General features: G+C 37.1%; 14 protein-coding genes. 7 read left to right on the top strand and 7 right to left on the bottom strand.

Annotated elements, in window-relative coordinates; translation table 11 throughout:
* From BGO84_RS16850 to rhaD, 6 genes are all read left to right on the top strand, one after another.
* Window positions 1-2664, top strand: a complete 2664-nt coding sequence (locus BGO84_RS16850) for a sensor histidine kinase KdpD (protein ID WP_291030949.1) — start codon at window positions 1-3, stop codon at window positions 2662-2664.
* Window positions 2665-2669: 5 nt separating this feature from the next.
* Window positions 2670-3350, top strand: coding sequence for a response regulator (locus BGO84_RS16845; protein ID WP_291030947.1), 681 nt, complete (start codon window positions 2670-2672; stop codon window positions 3348-3350).
* 128 nt (window positions 3351-3478) lie between these two features.
* A complete protein-coding gene (locus tag BGO84_RS16840) occupies window positions 3479-4957 on the top strand; it encodes an FGGY-family carbohydrate kinase (RefSeq protein WP_291030945.1) in 1479 nt (492 codons plus the stop codon).
* A 10-nt stretch (window positions 4958-4967) separates the two neighbouring features.
* Complete coding sequence (locus BGO84_RS16835) at window positions 4968-6227, top strand: L-rhamnose isomerase (protein ID WP_291030943.1); 1260 nt, start codon at window positions 4968-4970, stop codon at window positions 6225-6227.
* 33 nt (window positions 6228-6260) lie between these two features.
* Window positions 6261-7289 carry an L-rhamnose/proton symporter RhaT gene (rhaT, locus tag BGO84_RS16830; protein ID WP_291030941.1) on the top strand — a complete coding sequence of 343 codons (1029 nt, stop codon included), beginning with the start codon at window positions 6261-6263 and terminating at the stop codon, window positions 7287-7289.
* A gap of 10 nt (window positions 7290-7299) precedes the next feature.
* A complete protein-coding gene (gene rhaD, locus BGO84_RS16825) occupies window positions 7300-8100 on the top strand; it encodes a rhamnulose-1-phosphate aldolase (RefSeq protein ID WP_135107321.1) in 801 nt (266 codons plus the stop codon).
* 129 nt (window positions 8101-8229) lie between these two features.
* On the opposite strand, the gene BGO84_RS16820 is transcribed toward rhaD, so the two are convergent.
* The 6 genes from BGO84_RS16820 to BGO84_RS16795 all read right to left on the bottom strand — a co-directional run bounded on the left by BGO84_RS16820 (window position 8230) and on the right by BGO84_RS16795 (window position 18994).
* Window positions 8230-9150 (bottom strand): AraC family transcriptional regulator, encoded by a 921-nt coding sequence (locus BGO84_RS16820; protein ID WP_252639112.1) that lies wholly within the window; start codon window positions 9148-9150, stop codon window positions 8230-8232.
* A 230-nt stretch (window positions 9151-9380) separates the two neighbouring features.
* Window positions 9381-12008: a sugar-binding domain-containing protein gene (locus BGO84_RS16815; protein ID WP_291030939.1), complete on the bottom strand. Its 2628-nt coding sequence runs from the start codon at window positions 12006-12008 to the stop codon at window positions 9381-9383.
* A 203-nt stretch (window positions 12009-12211) separates the two neighbouring features.
* On the bottom strand, window positions 12212-13813 hold the full coding sequence (locus BGO84_RS16810; protein WP_291030937.1) for a SusD/RagB family nutrient-binding outer membrane lipoprotein: 1602 nt from the start codon (window positions 13811-13813) through the stop codon (window positions 12212-12214).
* Between the two features lie 20 nt (window positions 13814-13833).
* Complete coding sequence (locus BGO84_RS16805; protein ID WP_291030935.1) at window positions 13834-17238, bottom strand: TonB-dependent receptor; 3405 nt, start codon at window positions 17236-17238, stop codon at window positions 13834-13836.
* Between the two features lie 112 nt (window positions 17239-17350).
* Window positions 17351-18334, bottom strand: a complete 984-nt coding sequence (locus tag BGO84_RS16800; RefSeq protein ID WP_291030933.1) for a FecR family protein — start codon at window positions 18332-18334, stop codon at window positions 17351-17353.
* A 60-nt stretch (window positions 18335-18394) separates the two neighbouring features.
* A complete protein-coding gene (locus BGO84_RS16795; RefSeq protein ID WP_291030931.1) occupies window positions 18395-18994 on the bottom strand; it encodes a sigma-70 family RNA polymerase sigma factor in 600 nt (199 codons plus the stop codon).
* Window positions 18995-19154: 160 nt separating this feature from the next.
* On the opposite strand from BGO84_RS16795, the gene BGO84_RS16790 reads away from it, so the two are divergent.
* The gene (locus BGO84_RS16790; RefSeq protein WP_291030929.1) at window positions 19155-19946 is read left to right on the top strand and encodes a tetratricopeptide repeat protein; all 792 of its coding nucleotides are present in this window, start codon (window positions 19155-19157) and stop codon (window positions 19944-19946) included.
* A gap of 421 nt (window positions 19947-20367) precedes the next feature.
* Here the strand turns inward: BGO84_RS16790 and uvrA are convergent, their stop codons facing one another.
* Complete coding sequence (gene uvrA, locus BGO84_RS16785; protein WP_291030927.1) at window positions 20368-23205, bottom strand: excinuclease ABC subunit UvrA; 2838 nt, start codon at window positions 23203-23205, stop codon at window positions 20368-20370.
* Between the last annotated feature and the right edge of the window lie 34 nt (window positions 23206-23239).

Genomic DNA, 23239 nt, shown 5'->3' with positions numbered 1-23239 from the left:
ATGGAAGAAAATCGTCCTGATCCTGATAAGCTTTTAACTTCGATAAATCAGGAAGAGGAAACCAAGAAACGTGGGAAGTTGAAGATATTTTTCGGAATGTCACCCGGTGTAGGCAAAACCTATTCGATGCTACAAACGGCACATATAGACTTGTCTAAAGGAGTTGATGTGGTGGTAGGATATATAGAGTCTCATAACCGACCGGAAACAAGCGCCCTACTAGAAGGTCTCGAAATTATCCCCCGTACAAAAATAGAATATAAAGGAACATCTCTTGAGGAGATGGATTTGGATGCCATTATTTTGAGACATCCTTATCTGGTTTTGGTAGATGAGCTTGCACATACCAATGCAGAAGGAAGCCGCCATGCAAAACGTTATCAGGATATACAAGAGTTACTCGACAATGGTATAAATGTATACACTACTGTCAATATCCAACATCTGGAGAGTAGAAACGATACCGTAGCCCAGATAACAGGGGTGACCGTTAAAGAGACCATTCCGGACGAGCTGTTTGAAATGGCGGATGATGTGGAGTTGATAGACATTACCCCAAATGTTCTTCTCGACCGTTTGGCAGAAGGCAAGATATACGGATTACCTGAATCGAGAGAAGCCGCAAAAAACTTTTTCAGGAAAGGGAATATAACAGCATTGCGTGAGATGTCGCTTCGCCTTGTTGCCGACAGGGTAGATAAACAGCTTAAATCTTACATGCAGCAGAAACAAATAGCTGGTCCGTGGAAGTCGGGGTTGCATCTGCTGGTTCTTGTAGGGCCAAGTAAATCTTCTGCCAAGCTGATACGATGGGCAAAAAATTTATCATATACGATGGGTGCAGACCTCGTTGCTCTGCATGTGGAAAACACACAGGTATTGAATGAAGAGCAACAAGAACAATTATCTAAAAATATTGATCTTGCCCGAGAGTTTGGTGCAGAAGTAATAATAACCTCAGGAAGCGATCTTGTTTCCACAACACTGGACATTGCACATAAAGAAAACATTACACATATTATTATTGGTAAATCGGGCAAACAGAGTTTCTTTTCATCACTATTTTCTCGTGACAACTTTGTAAATCGGTTACTGAAAGAAAGTGGAGAAATAGATATTTACGTTATAGAACCAGGCTTTGAAGCAAAACAATATAAAAGAAAGTTAGTTTCTTATCCGGATTTTTCATCGTCATACAAACATTACATCATAGCTTTTCTAGCTGTATTGTCTACTGTTTTGCTTTGCTTGCCTATTGTTAGGGAGACCGGCTATCAGTCTATATCTTTTATTCTGCTATTTGTAATCCTCATCCTATCCATGTTTTTCCGCCTAGGTCCTATCATGATGGCTTCGGCTGTAAGCGCAGTAGCATGGGATTTCTTTTTCATAACACCCCAATATACATTAAAGATAACTCAACCCGAGGATTTACTCGCATTCTGTATGTTCTTTGCGGTAGCATTAGTGACGGGAACACTAACAGCAAAAGTACGTAAACAAGAACGATTGACACGCAAAAGAGCAGAGAAAACAAATGCTTTGTTTCACCTGACGAAACAACTTGCAAATGCAGAAAACACAAAAAAGATTTTAGAGGTTTCTAAAGAAGATATAAACAACTATTTTGGCGTAGATGCATATTTTCTTCTTCAAGATGGAGAAGGCAGATTAAAGAAAAAACAACAAAATGCGAAGCCGGGAGACTTTACGGAATCGGAATATAGTATTGCACAATGGGTTTTCAAACATTCGAAAAAGGCAGGAAAATACACTGACACTCTTTCTTTAAGTGAATATACCTTCTATCCTCTGAAAGGTATGAAAACGAAAGCGGGAGTTGTTGCGATAAAACCTAAAAAGAAATTTAACGGAGAGACTGAGCTATTTTGGGATACATTCCTTACACAGATATCGAATACGTTAGAGCATCATGATCTTGCTCAACAAGCAAAAAAAGCAAATCTGCTTGACGAATCAGATAAGTTGTACAAAACACTATTCAACTCTATATCGCATGAGCTAAGGATTCCGATTGCTACAATTATGGGAGCATCGGACACTCTCCTTGCCGATTCACATCCCGAGAAAGTACGGAAGGAGCTATATAACGAAATACTAACAGCATCGGGACGGCTGAACCGTCTGGTAGAGAATCTATTGAATATATCGCGTCTCGAAACAGGGAAGATAACATTGCATACCGACTGGTGCGATATGAATGATCTCTTTAACAAAGTAACAGATAATCTACGAGACGAACTGAAACCTTACCGCTTGGATATTGTTGTACCGCAAACAATGCCTTTAGTCAAACTCGATTTCGGGCTAATGGAACAGGTATTGCATAATTTAGTTTACAATTCGTGTAAATACTCAACCCCGGGAACATCAATCCGATTAAAATCTTTCTATGATAATGAATATCTGATTATTCAGGAAATGGATCGGGGACCCGGTTTTCCTCCTGACACACTACCGTTTGTCTTCAATAAGTTCTTTAAAACAGAACATAAAACAACAGGAGGGTTAGGTTTGGGATTATCTATTGCGAAAGGATTTGTGGAAGCCCATAAAGGAACAATAAGTGTAGAAAACAGGCAGAATGGAGGGGCACGTTTCACAATAAAAATACCGACAAAAATATCTTACATAAACGAATAAGCAGGATGAATACAGATACAATTCTGATTGTAGACGACGAAACTCAAATACGCCGCCTGTTGGAAATAACTCTTTCGGCAAGCGGATACAAAACGATAGAAGCAAGCACGGGTAAAGAGGGTCTTCTGATGGTGGCTTCACACCAACCCTCACTTATTATCCTCGATTTGGGCTTGCCTGATATCGACGGAATAGATGTGTTGAAAAATCTGAGAGAGTGGTTCCATAAACCAATAATTATTTTATCTGTACGCAATTCGGAAGAAGACATTGTACATGCTCTCGATAAAGGAGCAAATGATTACCTCACAAAACCTTTTAGAACAGGAGAACTGCTTGCCCGCATACGAGCATCACTAAGACAGGGACAAACAGCAAACGACACTCCTATATTTCAGATCGGAGACCTCTCTGTTGATGTAGCAAACCACATTGCGAAGAAAAAAGATGAACTATTAGACCTAACGCCAACAGAATTCTCATTACTAAGTTTATTTGTTAAAAACCAAGGGTGCGTCCTCACCCATCAGTACATACTCAAAGAAGTATGGGGATATGGTTATGTAGAGCAAACCCAATATCTGCGTGTGTTTGTTGCCCAATTGAGAAAAAAGATAGAAGACAATCCCACTAAACCTACTCTATTAGTTACCGAATCAGGTATAGGATATCGATTCGGATTATAAATATAAGCCCCGCCTTTACAACTACCACTATTCGTTATTTAAATCATATTGTAAAATATCAAAATCATATTGTGTAATTTTTTAAAATTTCTATAATCTACTTTTGTGATGAATAGAAATTTTAAAACATGAATAACACTTTCAACTTTTTAGCTTTTGACTTGGGAGCAACTAGCGGACGTTCTATACTCGGAACGTTTGATAATGGAAAATTGGAATTGCGAGAGTTGACCCGGTTTGGCAATGATATATTACAGATACAAGGAAAGTACTACTGGAATATATATTCTATATACAACTCCATAAAGGAAGGCATGCGAGCAGCATCGTCTTTGGATATAGCTATTAATGCAATAGGTATAGATACATGGGGAGTCGATTTTGTCTATGTGGCCGAAGACGGAACAATATTGAGTCTTCCTCGTTCTTACCGAGATCCATATACAAAAAGAAGTCCTGAAAAATACTTCAAACTCATCCCAAAAGAAGAATTATACAAGCTTACCGGAATACAAATCATGAACTTTAACAGTTTATTCCAACTATATGCTGCCAAGATGGAAAAATCGGCGGCATTACAATCTGCAAAAGAGATATTGTTTCTTCCCGATGCGTTATCTTATCTTTTGAGTGGGAACAAAGCCTGTGAATATACTATAGCTTCTACTTCTCAGTTTCTGAATCCGTTGACAAAAAAGATAGAAAATAAACTACTAGAAGCGATAGAAGTACATCCATCTGTCATTCCTCCACTAATAAAACCAGGGAAAGTAGTCGGATTGCTTCGAGACTCAATAGCTAAAGAGTGTGGATTAAATACAATTCCGATAATTGCAGTAGCAGGTCATGACACTGCGTCTGCCATTGTTTCAATACCTGCAAAGAACAAGAAATTTGCATATATAAGTTCCGGCACATGGTCGTTGATGGGCATAGAAGTAGATGAGCCCATTATAAATGAGCAATCATATAGAATGAACTTCACAAACGAAGGTGGGGTTGAAGGTACAATTCGTTTTCTAAAAAACATCACAGGCATGTGGCTGCTGGAGCAATGCCGTAAAGAATGGGAACAATTAGGACGTACATACACTTACGATGAGATTATAAAAATGGCAAAAACAGCAAAAGGCTTTCAATGCTTTGTTGATCCGGACGATGCCGTCTTTGCCAATCCGGAGAGTATGATAGAATCTATTATAAAATTCTGTACTGACTCCGGACAAAGTGCACCAAAAGAAGATGCTGAATTTATACGTTGTATTTTTGAAAGCCTTGCTTTAAAATATAAATATGTATTAAGTTGCCTTTGTGAATTATCTCCTCACGCTATCGAAGTTTTGCATATTATAGGTGGCGGCTCACAAAATAAATTATTAAACCAGTTTACAGCTAATGCAACAGGTCTTCCCATTGTAGCTGGCCCGTACGAAGCTACAGCCATAGGAAATATCATGATGCAGGCCAAAGGATTGGGCTTGGTAAAGTCTCTTAAGGAGATAAGAACTATAATCAACGAGTCATTTACCCTTGAATCTTATGAACCACAAGACACTGAATTGTGGAATAACGCTTACGAAAAATTTTTGAAATTAATAGAAAAATAAAGAAGTGACCATGAAAAAAAATGAATTAGTATTAAAGTCTTTTGAAATAGCAAAAGAACGCTATTCGGAAATAGGCGTTGATGTAGAAGCTGCACTTAAGACATTACAAGATGTTGCAATCTCTATTCACTGTTGGCAGGCTGACGATGTAACGGGGTTTGAGAATCTGACAAATGTAGGAGGCGGCGGTATTCAGGCTACGGGAAATTATCCCGGTAAAGCTCGTAATATTGATGAGCTGCGTTCCGATATTGAAAAAGTGTTAACCCTAGTAGGAGGAAACCATCGTTTAAACCTACATGAGATATATGGCGAATTTGGCAATAAAGCAGTAGACAGAGATCAGGTCGAACCTTCTCATTTTACGGGTTGGATGCAATGGGCTACAGAAAATTCTTTAAAACTGGATTTCAACTCTACCTCATTCGGTCATCCTAAAAGCGGAGATTTAACACTTGCGAATCCTGACAAAGCTATTCGCGACTTCTGGATTGAACATACAAAGCGTTGTCGTGCTGTGGCTGAGGAAATGGGTAAATTCCAAAATGATCCGTGTATCATGAACTTGTGGATACATGATGGTATGAAAGACCTGACAGTAAACCGCTACAAATATCGTCAGATATTGGAACAATCATTAGATGAGATCTTTGCGACAGAATATCTCAATATGAAAGATTGTCTAGAGTCTAAACTTTTTGGTATTGCACTCGAGAGTTATACAGTAGGGTCTCATGATTTCTACCTGGGTTATGGAGCAAAGAAACAAAAAATAGTAACATTGGATACAGGCCACTTCCATCTTTCCGAAAATGTGGCAGACAAAATCTCATCATTACTATTATATACTCCCGAGATAATGCTACACGTAAGTCGTCCTATTCGCTGGGATTCGGATCATGTAGTTATACTGAATGATGATGTTATCGAACTGGCAAAAGAAATTATCCGGGCAAATGCATTGAATCGTGTACATATAGGTCTCGATTTCTTCGATGCATCTATCAACCGTATAGGCGCATACGTCATCGGCATACGAGCTACACAAAAAGCTCTATTGCAAGCTTTGCTTGAGCCAATAGCAACATTACGGGACTATGAAGCCAACGGACAATATTTTGAACGTCTTGCTCTTCTTGAAGAAGCCAAAGCTCTGCCTTGGAATGCTGTTTGGGACTATTTCTGTCTTAAGAATAACATTGCTGTAGGAGAAAATTATATTAGGGAAGTACAACAGTATGAAAAAGATGTAACAGCTAAAAGGATATAAAAATATCTGTAAAGCGAAAAAAGCATTCTTAGTATGAATACAATAATAGGTTTGGTTATAATTGCAATAGGGAGCTTGGGGCAGTCCAGTTCTTATGTTCCGATCAATAAAGTGAAAAATTGGTCATGGGAGTGTTTTTGGCTGATACAAGGTATTTTTGCTTGGTTGGTTTTTCCTTTTGTCGGAGCACTCCTGGCGATGCCGGACGGACTGTCCCTTTTCGATGTTTATTTACAGGAAAGCGTCGCTGTTTATAAATCTGTCGGCTATGGAATTCTTTGGGGAATTGGAGGTTTAACATTTGGTCTGAGCATGCGTTATCTGGGAATCGCTTTAGGGCAGTCTCTCGCTTTGGGTACATGTTCGGCATTCGGAACGTTAATTCCGGCTTTGCTCAAAGGGCAAGATCTGTTTAGTGGCGAAGGATTGGTTCTACTTACCGGAGTGAGTATTGCCATTGCAGGGATAGCCGTTATCGGGTATGCCGGGGCATTGAAGTCGAGCAACATGAGTGACGATGAAAAGAAAAAGGCTGTAAAAGATTTTGCCTTAAAGAAAGGTTTACTCATTGCGATATTAGCCGGAGTAATGAGTGCCTGCTTCAATCTAGGACTCGAAGCCGGGGCACCTATTAAGGCTCACATCCTCTCATTGGGCTCAGAAAGCTTGTTGACTTTGAACCCCATTATATTACTTGTCACTATTGGAGGATTTCTTACAAATGCATGCTACTGCTTGTTTCAAAACTATAAGAATAAGAGTTTCAAAGATTATACGACAATCACAGCATCCAACTGGATTAACAATCTCCTATTCTGCGCATTGGCAGGGCTATTATGGTATTCTCAGTTTTTCGGATTAGGAGTAGGGCAAAGCTTCTTCGAGCCGGGAAGTGTTATGATGGCTTTTTCGTGGAGCATCCTGATGTCGCTCAATGTCTTGTTTAGTAATATTTGGGGTATCATACTCAAAGAATGGCAAGGTGTAAAGAAAAAGACGATTGTAATACTTGTAACAGGGTTAGCGATTTTGATATTTTCGATAATTTATCCACAACTTTAAATAATAGAAAATGATTTTTAACATTAACGATAAGCTGAAAGAACAGCTTGATGAAGTAGCCGAAATTGCGGGTTATCTGTGGCAAAAAGGATGGGCAGAACGCAATGCAGGAAATATTTCAATAAATATAACTGATATTGTCGGAGATGAAAACAAAGACATACCGCCTTTGTCTAGTTTTCAGCTTCCTAAGAATATGATAGAATTGTCCGGTGACTTTTTCTACGTAACAGGAACAGGAAAACGAATGCGAGATGTGGCAAAAGACCCATTAAAAAATGGCTCTATCGTGAGAGTTTCAAAAGATGGCAACTCTTATGATGTTATCGCAGTAGAAAACGTAAAGCCAACATCTGAGTTAGCGTCACATTTTTCTATTTTATCTTCATTCAAGAAAAAAGGGTCAAAGAACAGGCTGGTATTACATACTCATCCAACAGATCTTATTGCATTGTCCCATATTCCTGAGCTGAAAAGCAGCGAGGCTTTGAACGATCTATTGTGGGGAATGCACCCTGAAACGTTTATCGTTGTACCTCGAGGGATAGGTCTTGTGCCTTACGAAGTGCCCGGAACTACAGCTATAGCACAACTAACACTTCCTGTACTCGACAAACATGATATTGTAATTTGGGAAAAGCATGGAGTATTCGCCGTAGGTGAGAATCTAACAGATACGTTCGATTTGATCGACACACTTTCGAAATCGGCACAGATATATGCATTTGCCAAAACTTGCGGATACACACCTGAGGGATTAACCAAAGAACAAATAAAAGGTCTGATAGAACCTTTTAATATACAGATTTGATACAGCTATAAGACTAATAATGAATCCATCCGGACTTTCTTACATAACAATATGAAAAAGAAAAATCTGGATGGATTCTATTTTAAGGGATAAAGAAATGATACAAGGATTATTATGACAGGTCGAAGGCTAAAACCCATTATTCGTTTTATCTTCCCACACTCCCTGAGTAAATCTTCTATGCTCTAAGGGAGTAATATTTGTTTTCTTTTTGAATGCAGTAAAAAAATACTCTTGATTTTCAAATCCCATCAGATAAGCAATTTCTTTCACAGGAATAGCGGTATTGGTCAATAGCTCTTTCGACTTTTGTATTTTTAGTTCCTGAATATATTGCAAAGGTGCAAATCCGGTGTATTCTTTAAAAACCTTACGAAAACTGGAATAGCTCATATTCAATTCGTTTGCAATATCTTTCGGTTTTATATCTCTGAAATTTTCAAGAATCAGTATTTTTGCTTTGTTTACATGATTAATAACTTCGGAACCTTCATAGGAATAATTCTTATCTAAAGAATATGCCAACCCTAACAAGTGGTTGACTATTCCGGCCAACATTTGTTGAAACCCTGATTTTTGTTCTGCTGCTATTTCAATTGCCTGTTTGTATAAAGCTACTATCTGATCGTTTAACCCGACCTGAAAAATTGGTTTCTTTTGATTGAAAAATCCATTGGCAACCCTATTATCAATATTTATTCCGTTAAAACCAATCCAATATTCATCCCAACCGATGTTTTTGTCCGGCATATAATTATGCCACTCTCCGGGAAACAGTAAAAATATAGTTCCGTCCTTTACCGATTGGAATCTTTTTGTTTCGATGCTATTAGAAATAAATTTTCCACTCCCTTTTGTTATATATAATAACTGATATTCATCCAGAATACGCCCCCTTTCTGTTGAGAACAAGTAGCGTGTAGGATGATTTCTTGGAGGATATACCGTCTGAGGCGTAATAGACTGATATCCCACAGAATTAATTGTCAAGCCCCAAAGCTGGTCGCTTTCATTCACTATTAAATATTTCAGATGAATTGAATTTTTCATGTAATATCAAAAAAGAATAAGGCAAAGATTATAAGTACAAATTAAAAGCAAAACATTTAGATTGAGGCACATTTGAGTATGAATAATGGTAAAAATATCATTTCTTACAATCTATATATCAATTTGTCTAATGTATCAGAGACCCATGTATATAAATAAACCCTAAAAGTTGTCAACTTTTAGGGTTCTCTCAAATAATAGTGGTTTTTCAATTTACATTCAATTGCGCCTTAAATATTAACCTCCAACAACGGGCTGTTCCACCCTTTAATATCCAACTTTATATTATTGTTACTAATAGTACCTTTATTTACCTTACATTCCAGGATTTTCTTTTGTCCGGGTAATATACTTATATAATTGTCGGACCAGAAAGCAGGGGTAATCATCTCTCCTCTGTTATCCTTTAATTTCAGATTTACCATAAATGCTATTTTATCTGATGGGTTTTTTATCTCTACAGTATAAATTATATTATCCTGCTCTGCCTTTTTGTTTGTCTGAATATCTAACTTAACTGTTTTTAAAGTAGATAAACTCTTGAAATCCGCATAACTTTTAGCAGGAGTATGCACCCAGTCGGTTTTATCCCACAAATATTCATCTGGCTTAGAATATAGGCAATAGAAATTATCAGCGACCACCTCACCTTGCTGATTCAATATTTCTAAAGCAAGAAATATATTTTCTTTTAGAGATCCTAGTTGTAAAATATTGACAGATGTATTTGTTCTGATATCTAATGGTATTTCTTTTTTCTCTTTAACGGTAGAGTTTATATCAAACACCTGTACAATAGCCTTGTAACCGCTTATATCTTTTAGCTGTTCATTAACGGCATATATACTATTATTTCCATAATTATAGATTAGCTGAAGCGGTAGATTCGCTTTCTTCACAGAATAATAAGCAGCCGTAGGCACTTTGTAATAATCGTACATTTGCCAATACAAAGATGGCCATGCTGAGTTTAGCATCCATTGAACAATACCTGTGGTTTTGCCTATATTTACTCTAAATGCTTCAAACATAGCTCGAGTGCCATCGTAATTGACAAGATTAGCCTTCATCAGATAATCTTCCAGATTTTTAGCCTGTCCGTATTTATTATTTATGACAGTTGTGAGTTCTTTCAACGAGTTCATTGCAGCTGTAGAGGTCGTACAATGGAAATTCCAAGTATCATTTAACGGCCACAATTTATCTTCGGGTATAAATTTTTTAATCGATTCTAAAACGGGAAGTTGTGCTCCTATTCCTGTTTCGGTATTGTAGCCAAATGAACCACCATAAAGAGTATCAATATACCAATAGTTTGGTCCCACATATTCATAAGGTCCGGCCATTTTAGTTCCTGTTTTACCCGACAGTTCGCTTGTTCTTTCTTTTGCTGCACCTACATAGATTCTGTTATCTGATTCTTTCAAGAATGCCAAATATTTTTCTTCCAATTTTGGTATCGGAAGCATATCGCTTCCCGGCATCCAAGATATAATACTCGGATGATTGCGCAACCATAGTACTTGTGTGGCGAAGGATTCAGCTATAAGGTCGATTTCTTTATCAGTGAGTATGCAACCATACATTTCATCACATGGTTTTCCATAATATGCCTCCCACTCCCATTGGCAACTCCAACCTACAACAGCCATTATTCCGTATTTATCACACAAATCATATATATTAGAGCTTGTACCCCAAAAACTTTCGAAGCGAATCATGTTCATATTCATATCTTTGACATACTGCACCTGTATTTCGTTGCTCTCAGGAGTATCGCGCAGGAATATATCATCTGTCCATCCGGCTGCTTTTAGCAAAACGTTCTTTCCGTTTAGTTTAAAACCTCTATATCCTTCTTTTGTCAGATAAGATTCTATTTGACGTATACCAAAGGTTATATCTTCTCTGTCTGATACAGTATTATCTGTTTTAAATTTTAAGTCCAGATTGTAAAGTTCGGGGCTACCCATATTATTGCACCACCAAAGCCGAGGATTTTTGACGTGTAACATTGCCGCCTCAACCGATGTTATCTTTACTTTTTTCTTTTCGTAAGGAGCCAAAGTAAGCGAATAAGAAAATTCTTTCGAATCTATTTCTCCAACCAAATCTCCTGAAATTTCCTGATCTGTAAGATTTTCAACTTCAGTTTCTATTGTAAGCCACGCTTCCTCTAACGTTTCAGTATTTACCTCAGGTTTCACATATGTATTATTCAATCTTACATTGCCTGTTATAGATAAATATACATCCCTGTATATTCCCATACTTTCGTCAGCCGGGCGAGGATTCCAATCGGCAAATCCTGTATTAGGATCTCCGGGGCGGGCTCTAAAAACTTCTACAGCTAAAACATTATTATCTGATTTTACATGTGGAGTTACATCAAAAGAGAAATGACGGTATGTTCCATATATAGAATCTTTTGAGGCTATTAATTCTCCATTCAGCCAAATATTTGCATAATATGATATTCCATCGAAACAAAGAGATACATGCTGATTATTATTCAACTCAGGCAATGCAAATTCATTACGATACCAGAACGCTTTATCAAACTGGGTTTTATCTATATCTTTAATATTTGCTCCTACAAAAATATCAGGAAAAACTCCATTTGCAGTAAGAACACCCATCACCGTAGATGGAACTGTTGCTCTATACCAATTCTCTATCGACTGTTGAGAACTAGATACAAAGTCTCCTTTACCTTCTATGCTATCAGACGATTGAATATACCAGTTAGTAGCTAGATTAATTTTTTGATGTATATTCTCCTCTTGTTCACGGCAAGAGTTTGCCGAAAAAAGAAGACATAGTAATATAAATACTGATAATAGTTTTTTGTAAATCATGGCATTTGACTTGAGTAATTTATCTGTTTTTCTTAGTAGATGAAAATATACAGAAAATTGTAAATATGGAGAAAGATACAGGGCTAAATGAATGAATCAATCTACTCCTAAAGATTGAGTTTTCTCCAATATACTATAGAATTTAGAAAAGCGGGAGAATACGAGTCTGTTCTCCCGCTTTAGTTATAAAGAACTAAAGTTTATCAATTAGATGTACAATAGTTACTTTTCTTGGTAGCCCACCATATAGGAGAAGAGGTTTTATCTCCACCTGTAAGCTGAGCAACTCCGGCTTCATATTTAGATTTATTATTCAGAGCCTCGCTTTGTGGATAAACCATTCGAGATATAAAGTTTGATGGGTTTTTGATATTTCCATCGTTTGGATATGTTCCTGCACCCGGATCTCTATATTCTGGAATATCCATTGCCGGTAAGTTGAGACGACGCTTATCATTCCATGATTCTCTCGACAAATCTATATAATGCGATATATACTTCTGAGTGATTATTTTTTCCAATTTTGTATTACCATTTCCTGAAGCATCGTCATAATTTGCAGAAGTACCAAAAAGATTTTTGTCATTAGAAGCTAAATAATCAACAGCCTGGCTATCTGATAAGCTCCATTTTGCAAAAGAAGCCTTCACTCCTTTCTCATACCAATCTTTAGCACTTCCTGCACCTGTTACAAAACCTCTTTCTACAGCTTCAGCCATAAGGAAACAAGCCTCTGAGTATAGGAATAAATCTGTCTTGCGATTATCATTCGGAATAATCCATGTACGACTCATTGCTGATACTCTATTTCGCTCACCAGCCGGTTCTGTTTGTATTCCGGCTTTTAGTCCCGCCCAAGTGTTTGTTTCAGGACTAGGATCAAAATAACGTTCACCTCTAGGATCTACTTTCTCTGGATGTATAGCAGCAGTTCCGGCATAAGCCATGCCTCCAATGCCTGTTAATATTTTCTCCATAGTTTTCATCATCACCTGACGATCCGACCAACCAACCTGATACATATAATAAACATATTGCTGTCCCCAAACTCCACTTACTCCGGGAAGAGCGGCATCATCGCCCGAAATCATAATACCTCCATCCGCATTGTATGCAGCTTGAGCTTGAGTCTTACATAATTCGGGATTAATCTCTGACATTTTTATAGCGAGGCGTAACCGTAATGTATTTGCAAAACGTTTCCATTTAGCTATATTTCCATAATATATCTGATCTTCTACTGTGAGGAAATCTTTAGATGAATCAAATAATTTTACAGATTCATCAAGTTCCTTAAAGAAGAATTCATACTGTTTATCTAAAGACTCATAATCAGGGTTTGTATCTTCCGGTGATTTAGGGAAAGGAGCCGGTCCATAAAAATCGGTAAATTGTGATTGCATATACACACGCCAGATACGACCTAAAGCGAGTGAATTTTGACGTCCTTCGTATTTCTGAGCATTAGCAATTACGATATTCAATGAAGCAAACCAGTCTGTATAGTAATTATTCCAATAAAGAGATAGCCAACCATCGTTAGGAGTCCAGACTCTGGCTGTACTATTTCCGCCAACATATTGAGCAAAAACATCCATCCCTAGTGCCTTGATACGCTGCTGTACATCTGCATCATAGAATACCCCTCCGTTACGTAAAGCTTTACCCAGGTTACCTTTGTCAAAGTCATACATATTCTCAGTAGCATCATTCGGATTCTCATTGATTGAATCAAAATTGGTACATGCTGTTCCCAGTAACCCTATCCCCAACAGGCATGCAAATATTATCTTTTTTGTTTTCATTTGTCTGTAATTTTTAAGATTTAGAATGTTACATTAAGGTTAAATCCATAGCTGCTCATTGTTGGCATAGAGCCAAATTCGATACCCTGTGCATTACTTGTGCTATATCCGGATTCTGGATCAAAACCTTTAGTTTTACTGTAAATCATCCATAGATTCCTTCCTACCAAACTAAGCTTAATCTTTTGGAATGGAGTTTTTGATAACATCTTTCTAGGGAACGAATATCCAAGACTCATTTCTCTCAAACGTATATTTGTAGCATCATATATCCATGGTTCTGTACCAGTAGCCAATTGTGCCCAATATTTCTCAGCAGTGGTCTCAATTGCGTTTGCCTGGCCTGAAGCAGTCACTCCGGCAACAACCATTTTATCACGTCCACTTTCTGTCATTTTCAGAGTTCCTGCACCGGTTCCTGATTGAATTGATCCCATAAATACATCTCCACCAAAGCGTCCATCGATCTGGAATGAGAAATCAAAATTTCTAAAGTGGAATGCATTAGAGATCCCCCCCATCCAATCGGGATTATAATTTCCTAATTTTACAAAATCAGAACCAAATGTAGGCAACCCGTTTTCATTTATAATAAGCTCACCTTTATCATTTCGGGCATATGCCTTTCCATAAATATCACCATAAGTGCCCCCGGCTGCAGCTACAATCTTTATACCTAAGCTTCCCAAAGAAGGGTCTTGCAATTCTTGTGTTTCAATACCATCAGCTAACTCTATAATTTTACTTTTATTTTTAGAGTAGTTTAATGTAATATCCCATGAGAAATCCTTAGTTTTCACAGGTGTACCTGTTAGTAAAATTTCCACGCCATTGTTTCTCAGCTTGCCGGCATTTACATATTTAAAAGAATATCCTGTTGATGCCGGTACATTCATTTTTAATATCTGATCTGTAGCATCTTTAGTATAATAAGCAAAGTCTAATCCCAAACGGTTATTGAATGCTCTTAACTCTAAACCTGCTTCCCATGAAGTAATTGTTTCATTTTTCAAGTCAGGATTATTTAAGATATTCGATTTCTTACCATTCAATATCGTTTCTACCTGATCTGTTTCAGGATTATATACATATGTTGTTCCTAATGTCAAATAATCTAGTAATCGATATGGATCAGTATCATTCCCTACCTCTGCCCATGAAAGGCGTAATTTACCAAAGTCAAGGAAACTTGGCTTGATATTCCATTTATTCAATGATTCGGTAAAGAGCCAGCTGGTACCTACCGAAGGATAGAAATAAGAACGGTTGTCAGCACTTAAAGCAGAAGACCAGTCGTTACGAGCAGTTACATCCAAGTATAGAGTATTATCATAAGACAATGAAGCTGTAGCATACAAGGAGTTGATAGCTTTTTTAGTTAAGGCACTTCTCGCTGAAGACTTGCCGGCATTAGCCAATGTATGAAAATCAGGAATAATCATTGGGCCTGTTTCTCCATAAATACCATCCGCGCGTCTATACATCAAGTTACCTCCGGCGGTAGCTAACAATCCTACTTTTTCTGACAACTGCTTGTTGAAAGTCAATAATACATCTGCATTTGCCTCATAAGATGTTTCTTTGTTCATAATGTATTGTCCTTGAGCAAACCAATAAGGAAGCCCTGTTGCATCTCTCATTTCATATTGAGTAGAGAAGTAGTCAATTCCATAACGAGCTTGTATATTAAGCCAGTCAGTAAACTCATATTTCAAGGATCCAAATCCAAGAACACGATCCCTTCTATCTGAGTTGGTATCTTTATAAGCAGCCCAATAAGGATTTCGTATCAGCCCGCTATATTGATCTGTCCAAGAAACAGGCTTACCTGAAAGATCTGCGCCATTAGCCGGATTCTTTGTATTCTCTGGGAATTTATAATCAGGGTAACGATTCAAGTCACTAAAATGTACTGAACGTGGCATTAATAAATAATTACGGAAAATATTGTCCGGGTCTCCAGCCAGTTTTATACGGTTTTCTGTCTTCTGAGTATAATATGTTATTTTAGCATCAAAAGACAATTTGTCTGTTAAGTCTGCTGTAGCACGAAGTGTTGCCGATGTTTTATTGAAAGAACTATTTGGAACAACGCCTTTATTTCTAAGATTCATAACTCCAACACGTATAGAGTTTTTGTCGCTACTACTACTTAAATCTAGACTATTAGTCCAAGTTGTTCCAGTTCGAAGAAAATCCATCAAGTCGTTATCTCCGGAAGAATAAGTTGTTGGATTTCCGGCTAAATCGGTGATTTGCGAACCATCCATTTTAGCCCCCCAACTTCCTACCGAGTTCTGAACATATTTTCCATTTTCTCCTTGTCCGTATGTATTTTGATATTTAGGAAGTTGCATTGGTCTTTCGAATGTCAAGTTTGAATTATATGAAATACCAATTCCTTTTTGATTTTTCCCTGTTTTAGTAGTTATCATTATAACACCATTACCCGCACGTGACCCATAAAGAGCTGCTGCCGCAGGACCTTTTAGTACCGAAATCGATTCGATATCGTCAGGTGAGATATCTGCCATACTAGAACCTTTATCTACACTATGATTGCCCCAAAAGTCGTCAGTACCACCAGTTGAGCTATCAATAGGAACACCGTCAACAACAACCAATGGCTGATTATTACCAGCAATAGAGTTTCCTCCACGTAGAACAATACGGCTAGACCCAGTAACACCTGTTCCTGACTGTTTTATCTGCAACCCGGCTACTTTTCCGGCTAAAGCATTTGCAACGTTAGCATCACGTGTTTCTGTTAATTGATCACCCTTTACTTCCTGCATAGCATATCCGAGTGATTTCTTATCACGCTTAATACCCAATGCTGTTACAACAACTTCATCAAGCATCTTTGAGTCTTCTTTAAGAGTGAAATCGACTGTCTTCTGACCATTCAATGGAATCTCCTGAGAGAGATATCCTACAAAAGTGACAACTAATGTAGCATTTGCCGGAACCGTCAAGCTATAATCGCCATCTACCCCTGTCATCGTTCCATTTGTTGTGCCTTTTTCTGACACACTGGCACCAATCAAAGGTTCTCCGGCCTCATCTAGGGCAATTCCTTTTACTGTAATTTTTTGAGTTTGTTGTGTTGTCTTGGGATCCTGATTAACGTCTTTCTTTTCAGAAAGGAGGATTTTCTTATCTCTTATTTCGTAAGAGATGTTTGTTCCAGAAAAAACTTTCTGCAACACTTGAGGCAAGTCTGTGTTTGTTACCTCAATGCTTACAATTCTATCTGTATTGACTACAGGCTGGCTATATGCAAAAGTATAACCTGTCTGTTCGACAATTGTTGATAAAACTTTTTCCAGCTTCGCCTGCTGAAGATTCATAGTTACCTTTTGTGCAGACACTGTTATCGTCGTACACAGAAACATAACCAGAAAAGCTAAAATTACACGTTTCATAGTTTACATTTTTTAAGGTTAAAAAATAGGTCCTTTACATAATAGACCCACAAGGATAAAAAAAGTATGACTAGGAAGTGTATTTTTTTATAATTTTATTTTAATAGGGCTATTACATACTGACAATCACCGTATTCCCATCAAGAGTAAATTTTACAGGAGAGATCTTTTCTAAGTCTTTTAAAATTTTTTCTAATGATACATTCTCCGAAACAATGGTATATGAGTAAATATAAGCTCGCCTGTCTTCTACTGTAAAAGAAACATTATACCAACGTTCGAGATCTGCAATAACATCTTTTAGAGGTGTATCTTTAAATGCGAGAATATCTTTTTTCCATAACGAAACAAAGCCTGTATCCTCATTTTTCGTAATTCTACATTCGCCTGTTTTTCTATCATAAGCAAGTTTTTCTCCCGGCTTTATATAGTATTGTCCTTTTGTAAAAGGGATAAGGCTTATATTACCATTATCCAAAGCTAAATATATTAGGTTACTGGTAGAATATGCCTTGACATTAAACTCTGTACCATAAACCTTTACCATATCATCATCTATTTGTACAATAAAAGGTCTGTCGGGGTTTTTATCTACTGTAAAATAGGCTTCTCCGCTCAAAAAAACTTTTCTGTCAAACAAACTAAATTTTTTAGGGTAACGCAAATGAGTATCCGAATTCAAATACGCTTTTGTACCATCCTGAAACATAACCTGTAACCGCTCACCTTTAGGTACATATACATCAACATACTCTGTTTTACCAAAAAGATCTACTTTTTTATTAACCTGCCATCCCAATCCGATCAACAAAATAAATGGTATGACAATAGCAGCAGCTCGGTACATTGTACGACGCAATTTTCGTCGCCTTTCCCTAGCAAGTATTTCATTAAACATTTTATCTGATGGAATTTCATGATCAACAAAAAGCTCTTCATAGCCTTCTTTTGCATTAAAAGAACGCATATCCATCTCATGAGACAGATACATTTGTCCTTCCTCGGTAGCAAACCATTCTACTACCGTTGCAGTTTCCTCGAGTGTTGCAATACCATCAACAACTTTTCTGATCGTTTCTTCAGATGGTCTTTCCATTTTTAATACGAATTATAATATAGTATGTTAGTATTTTCATATATTATTGACACATATAGCCTATGAAAGAATGATAAATAAAATACTTATTAACATTTTTCCTAAATGAGCTCTTAAAAGTTTAATTGACTGCGCATAGTGAGTCTTTACCGTATGGATAGAAATTTGCATTTTATCCGCAATTTCTTGATTCGATAAATCACCTTCCATTTTTAATAAACAAACTTGTCTTTTCTGTAGAGGCAACATTTCCAATGCTTTTCTGAAAAGCATCATTAATTCTTTTTGCTCAATAATATCCAATAGGTTATCCTCATAAGATTCTACAGATAAAGCTATCTCATAATTCTTTTTTATAGCAGTATTATTATCTCTGATCTGGTTTAGTATATAGTTCTTTGTAATGGTATAAAGAAAATTCTTTAGGCTGACTTTAATCTTAATATCCTTACGAAACTCCCATAATTTAGAAAAAACATGCTGAATGGCATCCTCCGACAGATCTCTATCTTTCAGATATGTATATGCTAATAGATACAATTGTTTATGATATCTATTATATACGATAGTAAAAGCCTCCTTATTGCTTTTCTGTATCAAAAAGAATAAGTCTGAATCGTCCATCTGTTGATCTATACGCGCATGTAGTTTTAGAGACATACTGAATTAAGAAAGGTTAACGATACAAATCTACTAATTTTATATATTCAAGACCAAAAAGCTCAATAGCTTTTGGCTGAAAGTTTCTATAATTGATCTTTTTATCTAAATTTGCAAAAGAAGCCGCTTAAAACTGTATCAACACTTTATTTTATTTAAAATGAGGATTATATATATATCATCGTTGTCTTTATTGTTTACCTCGTGTAACTCGTCTTGGTTTGTAAATATAGGCATAATTGGCATTATGGCAATGTTTGGGATTATGTTATTATCATTTGCCTTAATGTTTTTCTTGATAGCACGTCGGAAAAAGAAAGGAGAAAAGAGCTTAGTTAAATTTAATAATGACCTATATTTTGCATTAAAAAAGGTAGACACTCCTGAACAAAAGGTAGACATGCTAAATACCCTCATCGAACGAATAAATAATGATGAAAAATATAAAAAAGATACCGAATGGCGAAACAAGGTGTTACTAAAAACATATGTACACCTTGCGACAGCATATTATCAGATGGGAGATGAAATGCGAACATTGAATGTATGCTCCGATATTATAGACCTCGATCCCAAAGACGCAATGTCATACTACAACCGAGGCTCAATATACAGCAATATGGGACTATACGATAAAGCCTTACAAGATCTGGATAAAACGATAGACTTACAGCCCGATTATGCCAGTGCCTACAACAATCGCGGGTTAGTATACGAAAAACTTGAATATTACGACAAAGCCATACTTGACTATAATAAAGCCTTAAAGCTTGAAAATTCAGCAATAGCTTATTATAATAGAGGAAATACTTACTATGAAATGGAAGAATACAATAAGGCTCTACAAGATTACCAAACTGTAATAGAAATATTAAATGATAACGATGATTCTGATCTAAGAAAAGAGGTAGAAACAAGCATTAAGATTGTAAAAAGCAAAATAGACCAATAAATAAGTATTGGCCAACAACTTACCTTCACAATTCAGATAAATAAATATAGATATAATCTTTTCTATAAGAACTAGGATTATGCTGTAGATTGGTTCTGCGCAAAAGAAAGTCCGCGAAATCACCTTCGCAGACTTCCCAACCTTAACACAAACTTTACAAAACTACACAATAGAGTTGATTGCAGCCTGATTACTTGGTTCAAATGTATTTCAGGAACCAACTCTGTGTTTCTTTATATTGTATTTTTGATTGTAAATAACAAAGCGATCCTTCATTATTGAAGCGGTAATTTCACCTGACTCGATTGTATTTATCTCAAAAACGAATATTATCTCTATTTGCTCAGCAAAGATAGTAAATTTTACACATTAACAATAGATAATATCTATTTTTTTTCAAAATTAATCCTATTTTGAGATTTTACTTGCTTATTTCCTTTCTCAAGTATTCAGAAGTAAAGCTATTACCCTTTTTTACAATATCTTCAGGTTTCCCATAAGCAACCACAGTTCCACCTCCAATTCCACCATCAGGTCCCATATCGATGATGTAATCTGCACTTTTTATTATATCTTGATTATGCTCTATAACGATTATTGTATTTCCTCTGTCAACAAGCTTATTAAGTACTCCGAGTAAAACTCGTATATCCTCAAAATGCAGGCCGGTAGTAGGTTCATCCAATATATAGATGGTATTCCCTGTATCTGTACGGGCTAGCTCAGTTGCAAGTTTCACACGTTGAGATTCCCCACCGGACAATGTGGTTGAAGGTTGTCCAAGTTTTAGATACCCAAGTCCCACTTCTTGCAATACTTTAATCTTATGTAGTATATTAGGAACATTCTCAAAGAACTCTACAGCCATATTGATGGTCATATCCAAAACGTCTGCTATTGATTTCCCCTTGAATCGCACCTCTAGCGTTTCTCTATTATAACGCTTACCATGACATTCTTCACATTGCACATATACATCCGGCAAGAAATTCATTGCAATCGTTTTATAGCCGTTACCTCCACAAACCTCACAACGACCACCTTTTACATTAAAAGAGAAACGTCCGGCTTTATAGCCTCTTATTTTGGATTCTGGAAGATTGACGAATAAATTTCTTATATCTGAAAAAACGCCCGTATAGGTTGCAGGATTCGAACGTGGTGTACGTCCTATAGGCGATTGATCTACACTTATCACCTTATCTACAAGATCTATTCCCTCAAGCATCTTATAAGGTAACGGATCAGCCAAAGAACGATACAAGTGTTGACTCAGAATAGGTAGTAATGTTCCATTTACAAGACTCGATTTTCCACTCCCCGAAACACCCGTAACACAAATAAATGTATTTAAGGGAAATGAAACATCCACTCCCTTAAGGTTATGTCCGGTTGCACCTTTCAGTGTTATCTTCTTTCCATTGCCTTTGCGTCTATTCTTAGGTATCTCAATTTCAAGCTTACCATTCAGATAATTAGCTGTCATTGTATTGGTTTTGAGCATATCGTCGGGAGTACCTGCAAAAACAACCTTCCCTCCTCGCCTACCGGCATAAGGCCCCATATCTACAATATAGTCAGCTTCCAGCATTATGTCTTTATCGTGTTCTACTACAATAACAGAGTTGCCTGTATCTCGCAATTTTTTCAACGAATCTATCAGCCTTGTATTATCTCTCTGATGGAGCCCTATACTAGGCTCGTCGAGTATATAAAGCACATTTACAAGCTGAGAACCGATCTGTGTAGCCAAGCGTATACGTTGACTTTCACCTCCCGAAAGAGATACGGATGGACGATTTAGAGATAAATAATTAAGACCGACATCTAATAAAAAAGACAAGCGGGAAACGATCTCCTTTTTTATTTCCCCTGCAATCAGCTTTTGCCTTTCTGAAATATGCACATCCATATCTTGTATCCATTCGAAGAGATGCTGAATATCCATCTCGGCAAGATCGGCAATATTCTTATCATTTATTTTGTAATGAAGAGCTTCTTTACTCAATCGTTGCCCATTACAGTCGGGACAAACATCTGTTTTGATAAACTGTTCTGCCCACTTTTGTGCCGAAGCAGAAGAATCACTATCCTGCTGCATTTCAATATATTTGGCAACACCCTCAAAAGCGACTACATAATTAGAACTACCTAAAGATTCGTTCTTAATTTGCAAACGCTCTTCTGTTCCAAACATGATTTCATCTATTGCTTCTTCAGGAACATCTTTGATTGGTGTCTTAATAGTAACACCATGCTTCTCACAGATAGCCTCTATCTGCCAGAAAAATAATGAGTTTTTATATTTTCCTAATGGGGCTATACCTCCGGCATAGATACTCAATTGTGGTTTCGGCACAATCTTTTCCATATCTATTTTATTCACTACTCCCAGCCCCTTGCAACGAGGACAAGCTCCATGTGGCGAGTTAAATGAGAATGAATGCGGAGCTGGATCACTATAAGATAACCCTGTAGACGGACACATCAATTGGCGACTAAAATGCCTTACCTCCCCTGTATCTACGTCCTGTATCATAATCAGCCCATCGCCTTGCTTCATTGCTGTGCGCAAGCTTGTTTTGAGATTATCAGCAAATTTATTGGAAACAACCAACTTATCAATCAGGATTTCTACACTATGCATCTTGTATCTATCAAGACGCATACCGGGTATAATTTCACGAATTGCACCATCCACACGTACTGTCAGATAACCTTTTTTATTTATTTGCTCAAACAACTCCTTGTAGTGACCTTTTCTGTTACGAACAACAGGGGCAAGCAAATATACTTTCTTCCCAATATAACGTTCAAGGATAAGCTCTAAGATTTGGTCTTCGGTATATTTAACCATTTTCTCTCCGGTAAGATAAGAATAGGCTTCTCCCGCACGAGCATATAATAGGCGAAGAAAGTCGTATATTTCGGTAGTTGTTCCTACTGTCGATCGTGGGTTACGATTTGTTGTTTTCTGTTCTATAGATATTACCGGACTCAGACCTGTAATTTTATCTACATCAGGTCTCTCCATACCCCCCAAGAAGTTACGCGCATAAGCCGAAAACGTTTCTATATAACGCCTTTGGCCTTCTGCAAAAATAGTATCGAATGCTAATGATGATTTGCCACTTCCACTGAGTCCTGTAATCACAACAAGTGAATCTCGTGGAATTTCTACATCAATATTTTTAAGATTATGAACACGTGCGCCATATACATTTATGACGTCTTTTTCTTCGGGTATAGTTGTCTCCATCAAATTTCCAAACGCTCCTTGTCTAATTATGCAT

Origin of the sequence: Dysgonomonas sp. 37-18, from assembly GCF_001899125.1 — a bacterium.
GTDB lineage: Bacteria > Bacteroidota > Bacteroidia > Bacteroidales > Dysgonomonadaceae > Dysgonomonas.
Note: the sequence above shows the minus strand (reverse complement) of the source record. Positions and strands in the feature narration are given on the sequence as shown.

Coding starts and splice junctions, on each gene's coding strand:
- BGO84_RS16850 (WP_291030949.1), top strand. CDS start 1: ATGGAAGAAAATCGTCCTGATCCTGATAAGCTTTTAACTTCGATAAAT.
- BGO84_RS16845 (WP_291030947.1), top strand. CDS start 2,670: ATGAATACAGATACAATTCTGATTGTAGACGACGAAACTCAAATACGC.
- BGO84_RS16840 (WP_291030945.1), top strand. CDS start 3,479: ATGAATAACACTTTCAACTTTTTAGCTTTTGACTTGGGAGCAACTAGC.
- BGO84_RS16835 (WP_291030943.1), top strand. CDS start 4,968: ATGAAAAAAAATGAATTAGTATTAAAGTCTTTTGAAATAGCAAAAGAA.
- rhaT (WP_291030941.1), top strand. CDS start 6,261: ATGAATACAATAATAGGTTTGGTTATAATTGCAATAGGGAGCTTGGGG.
- rhaD (WP_135107321.1), top strand. CDS start 7,300: ATGATTTTTAACATTAACGATAAGCTGAAAGAACAGCTTGATGAAGTA.
- BGO84_RS16820 (WP_252639112.1), bottom strand. CDS start 9,150: ATGAAAAATTCAATTCATCTGAAATATTTAATAGTGAATGAAAGCGAC.
- BGO84_RS16815 (WP_291030939.1), bottom strand. CDS start 12,008: ATGATTTACAAAAAACTATTATCAGTATTTATATTACTATGTCTTCTT.
- BGO84_RS16810 (WP_291030937.1), bottom strand. CDS start 13,813: ATGAAAACAAAAAAGATAATATTTGCATGCCTGTTGGGGATAGGGTTA.
- BGO84_RS16805 (WP_291030935.1), bottom strand. CDS start 17,238: ATGAAACGTGTAATTTTAGCTTTTCTGGTTATGTTTCTGTGTACGACG.
- BGO84_RS16800 (WP_291030933.1), bottom strand. CDS start 18,334: ATGGAAAGACCATCTGAAGAAACGATCAGAAAAGTTGTTGATGGTATT.
- BGO84_RS16795 (WP_291030931.1), bottom strand. CDS start 18,994: ATGTCTCTAAAACTACATGCGCGTATAGATCAACAGATGGACGATTCA.
- BGO84_RS16790 (WP_291030929.1), top strand. CDS start 19,155: ATGAGGATTATATATATATCATCGTTGTCTTTATTGTTTACCTCGTGT.
- uvrA (WP_291030927.1), bottom strand. CDS start 23,205: ATGGAGACAACTATACCCGAAGAAAAAGACGTCATAAATGTATATGGC.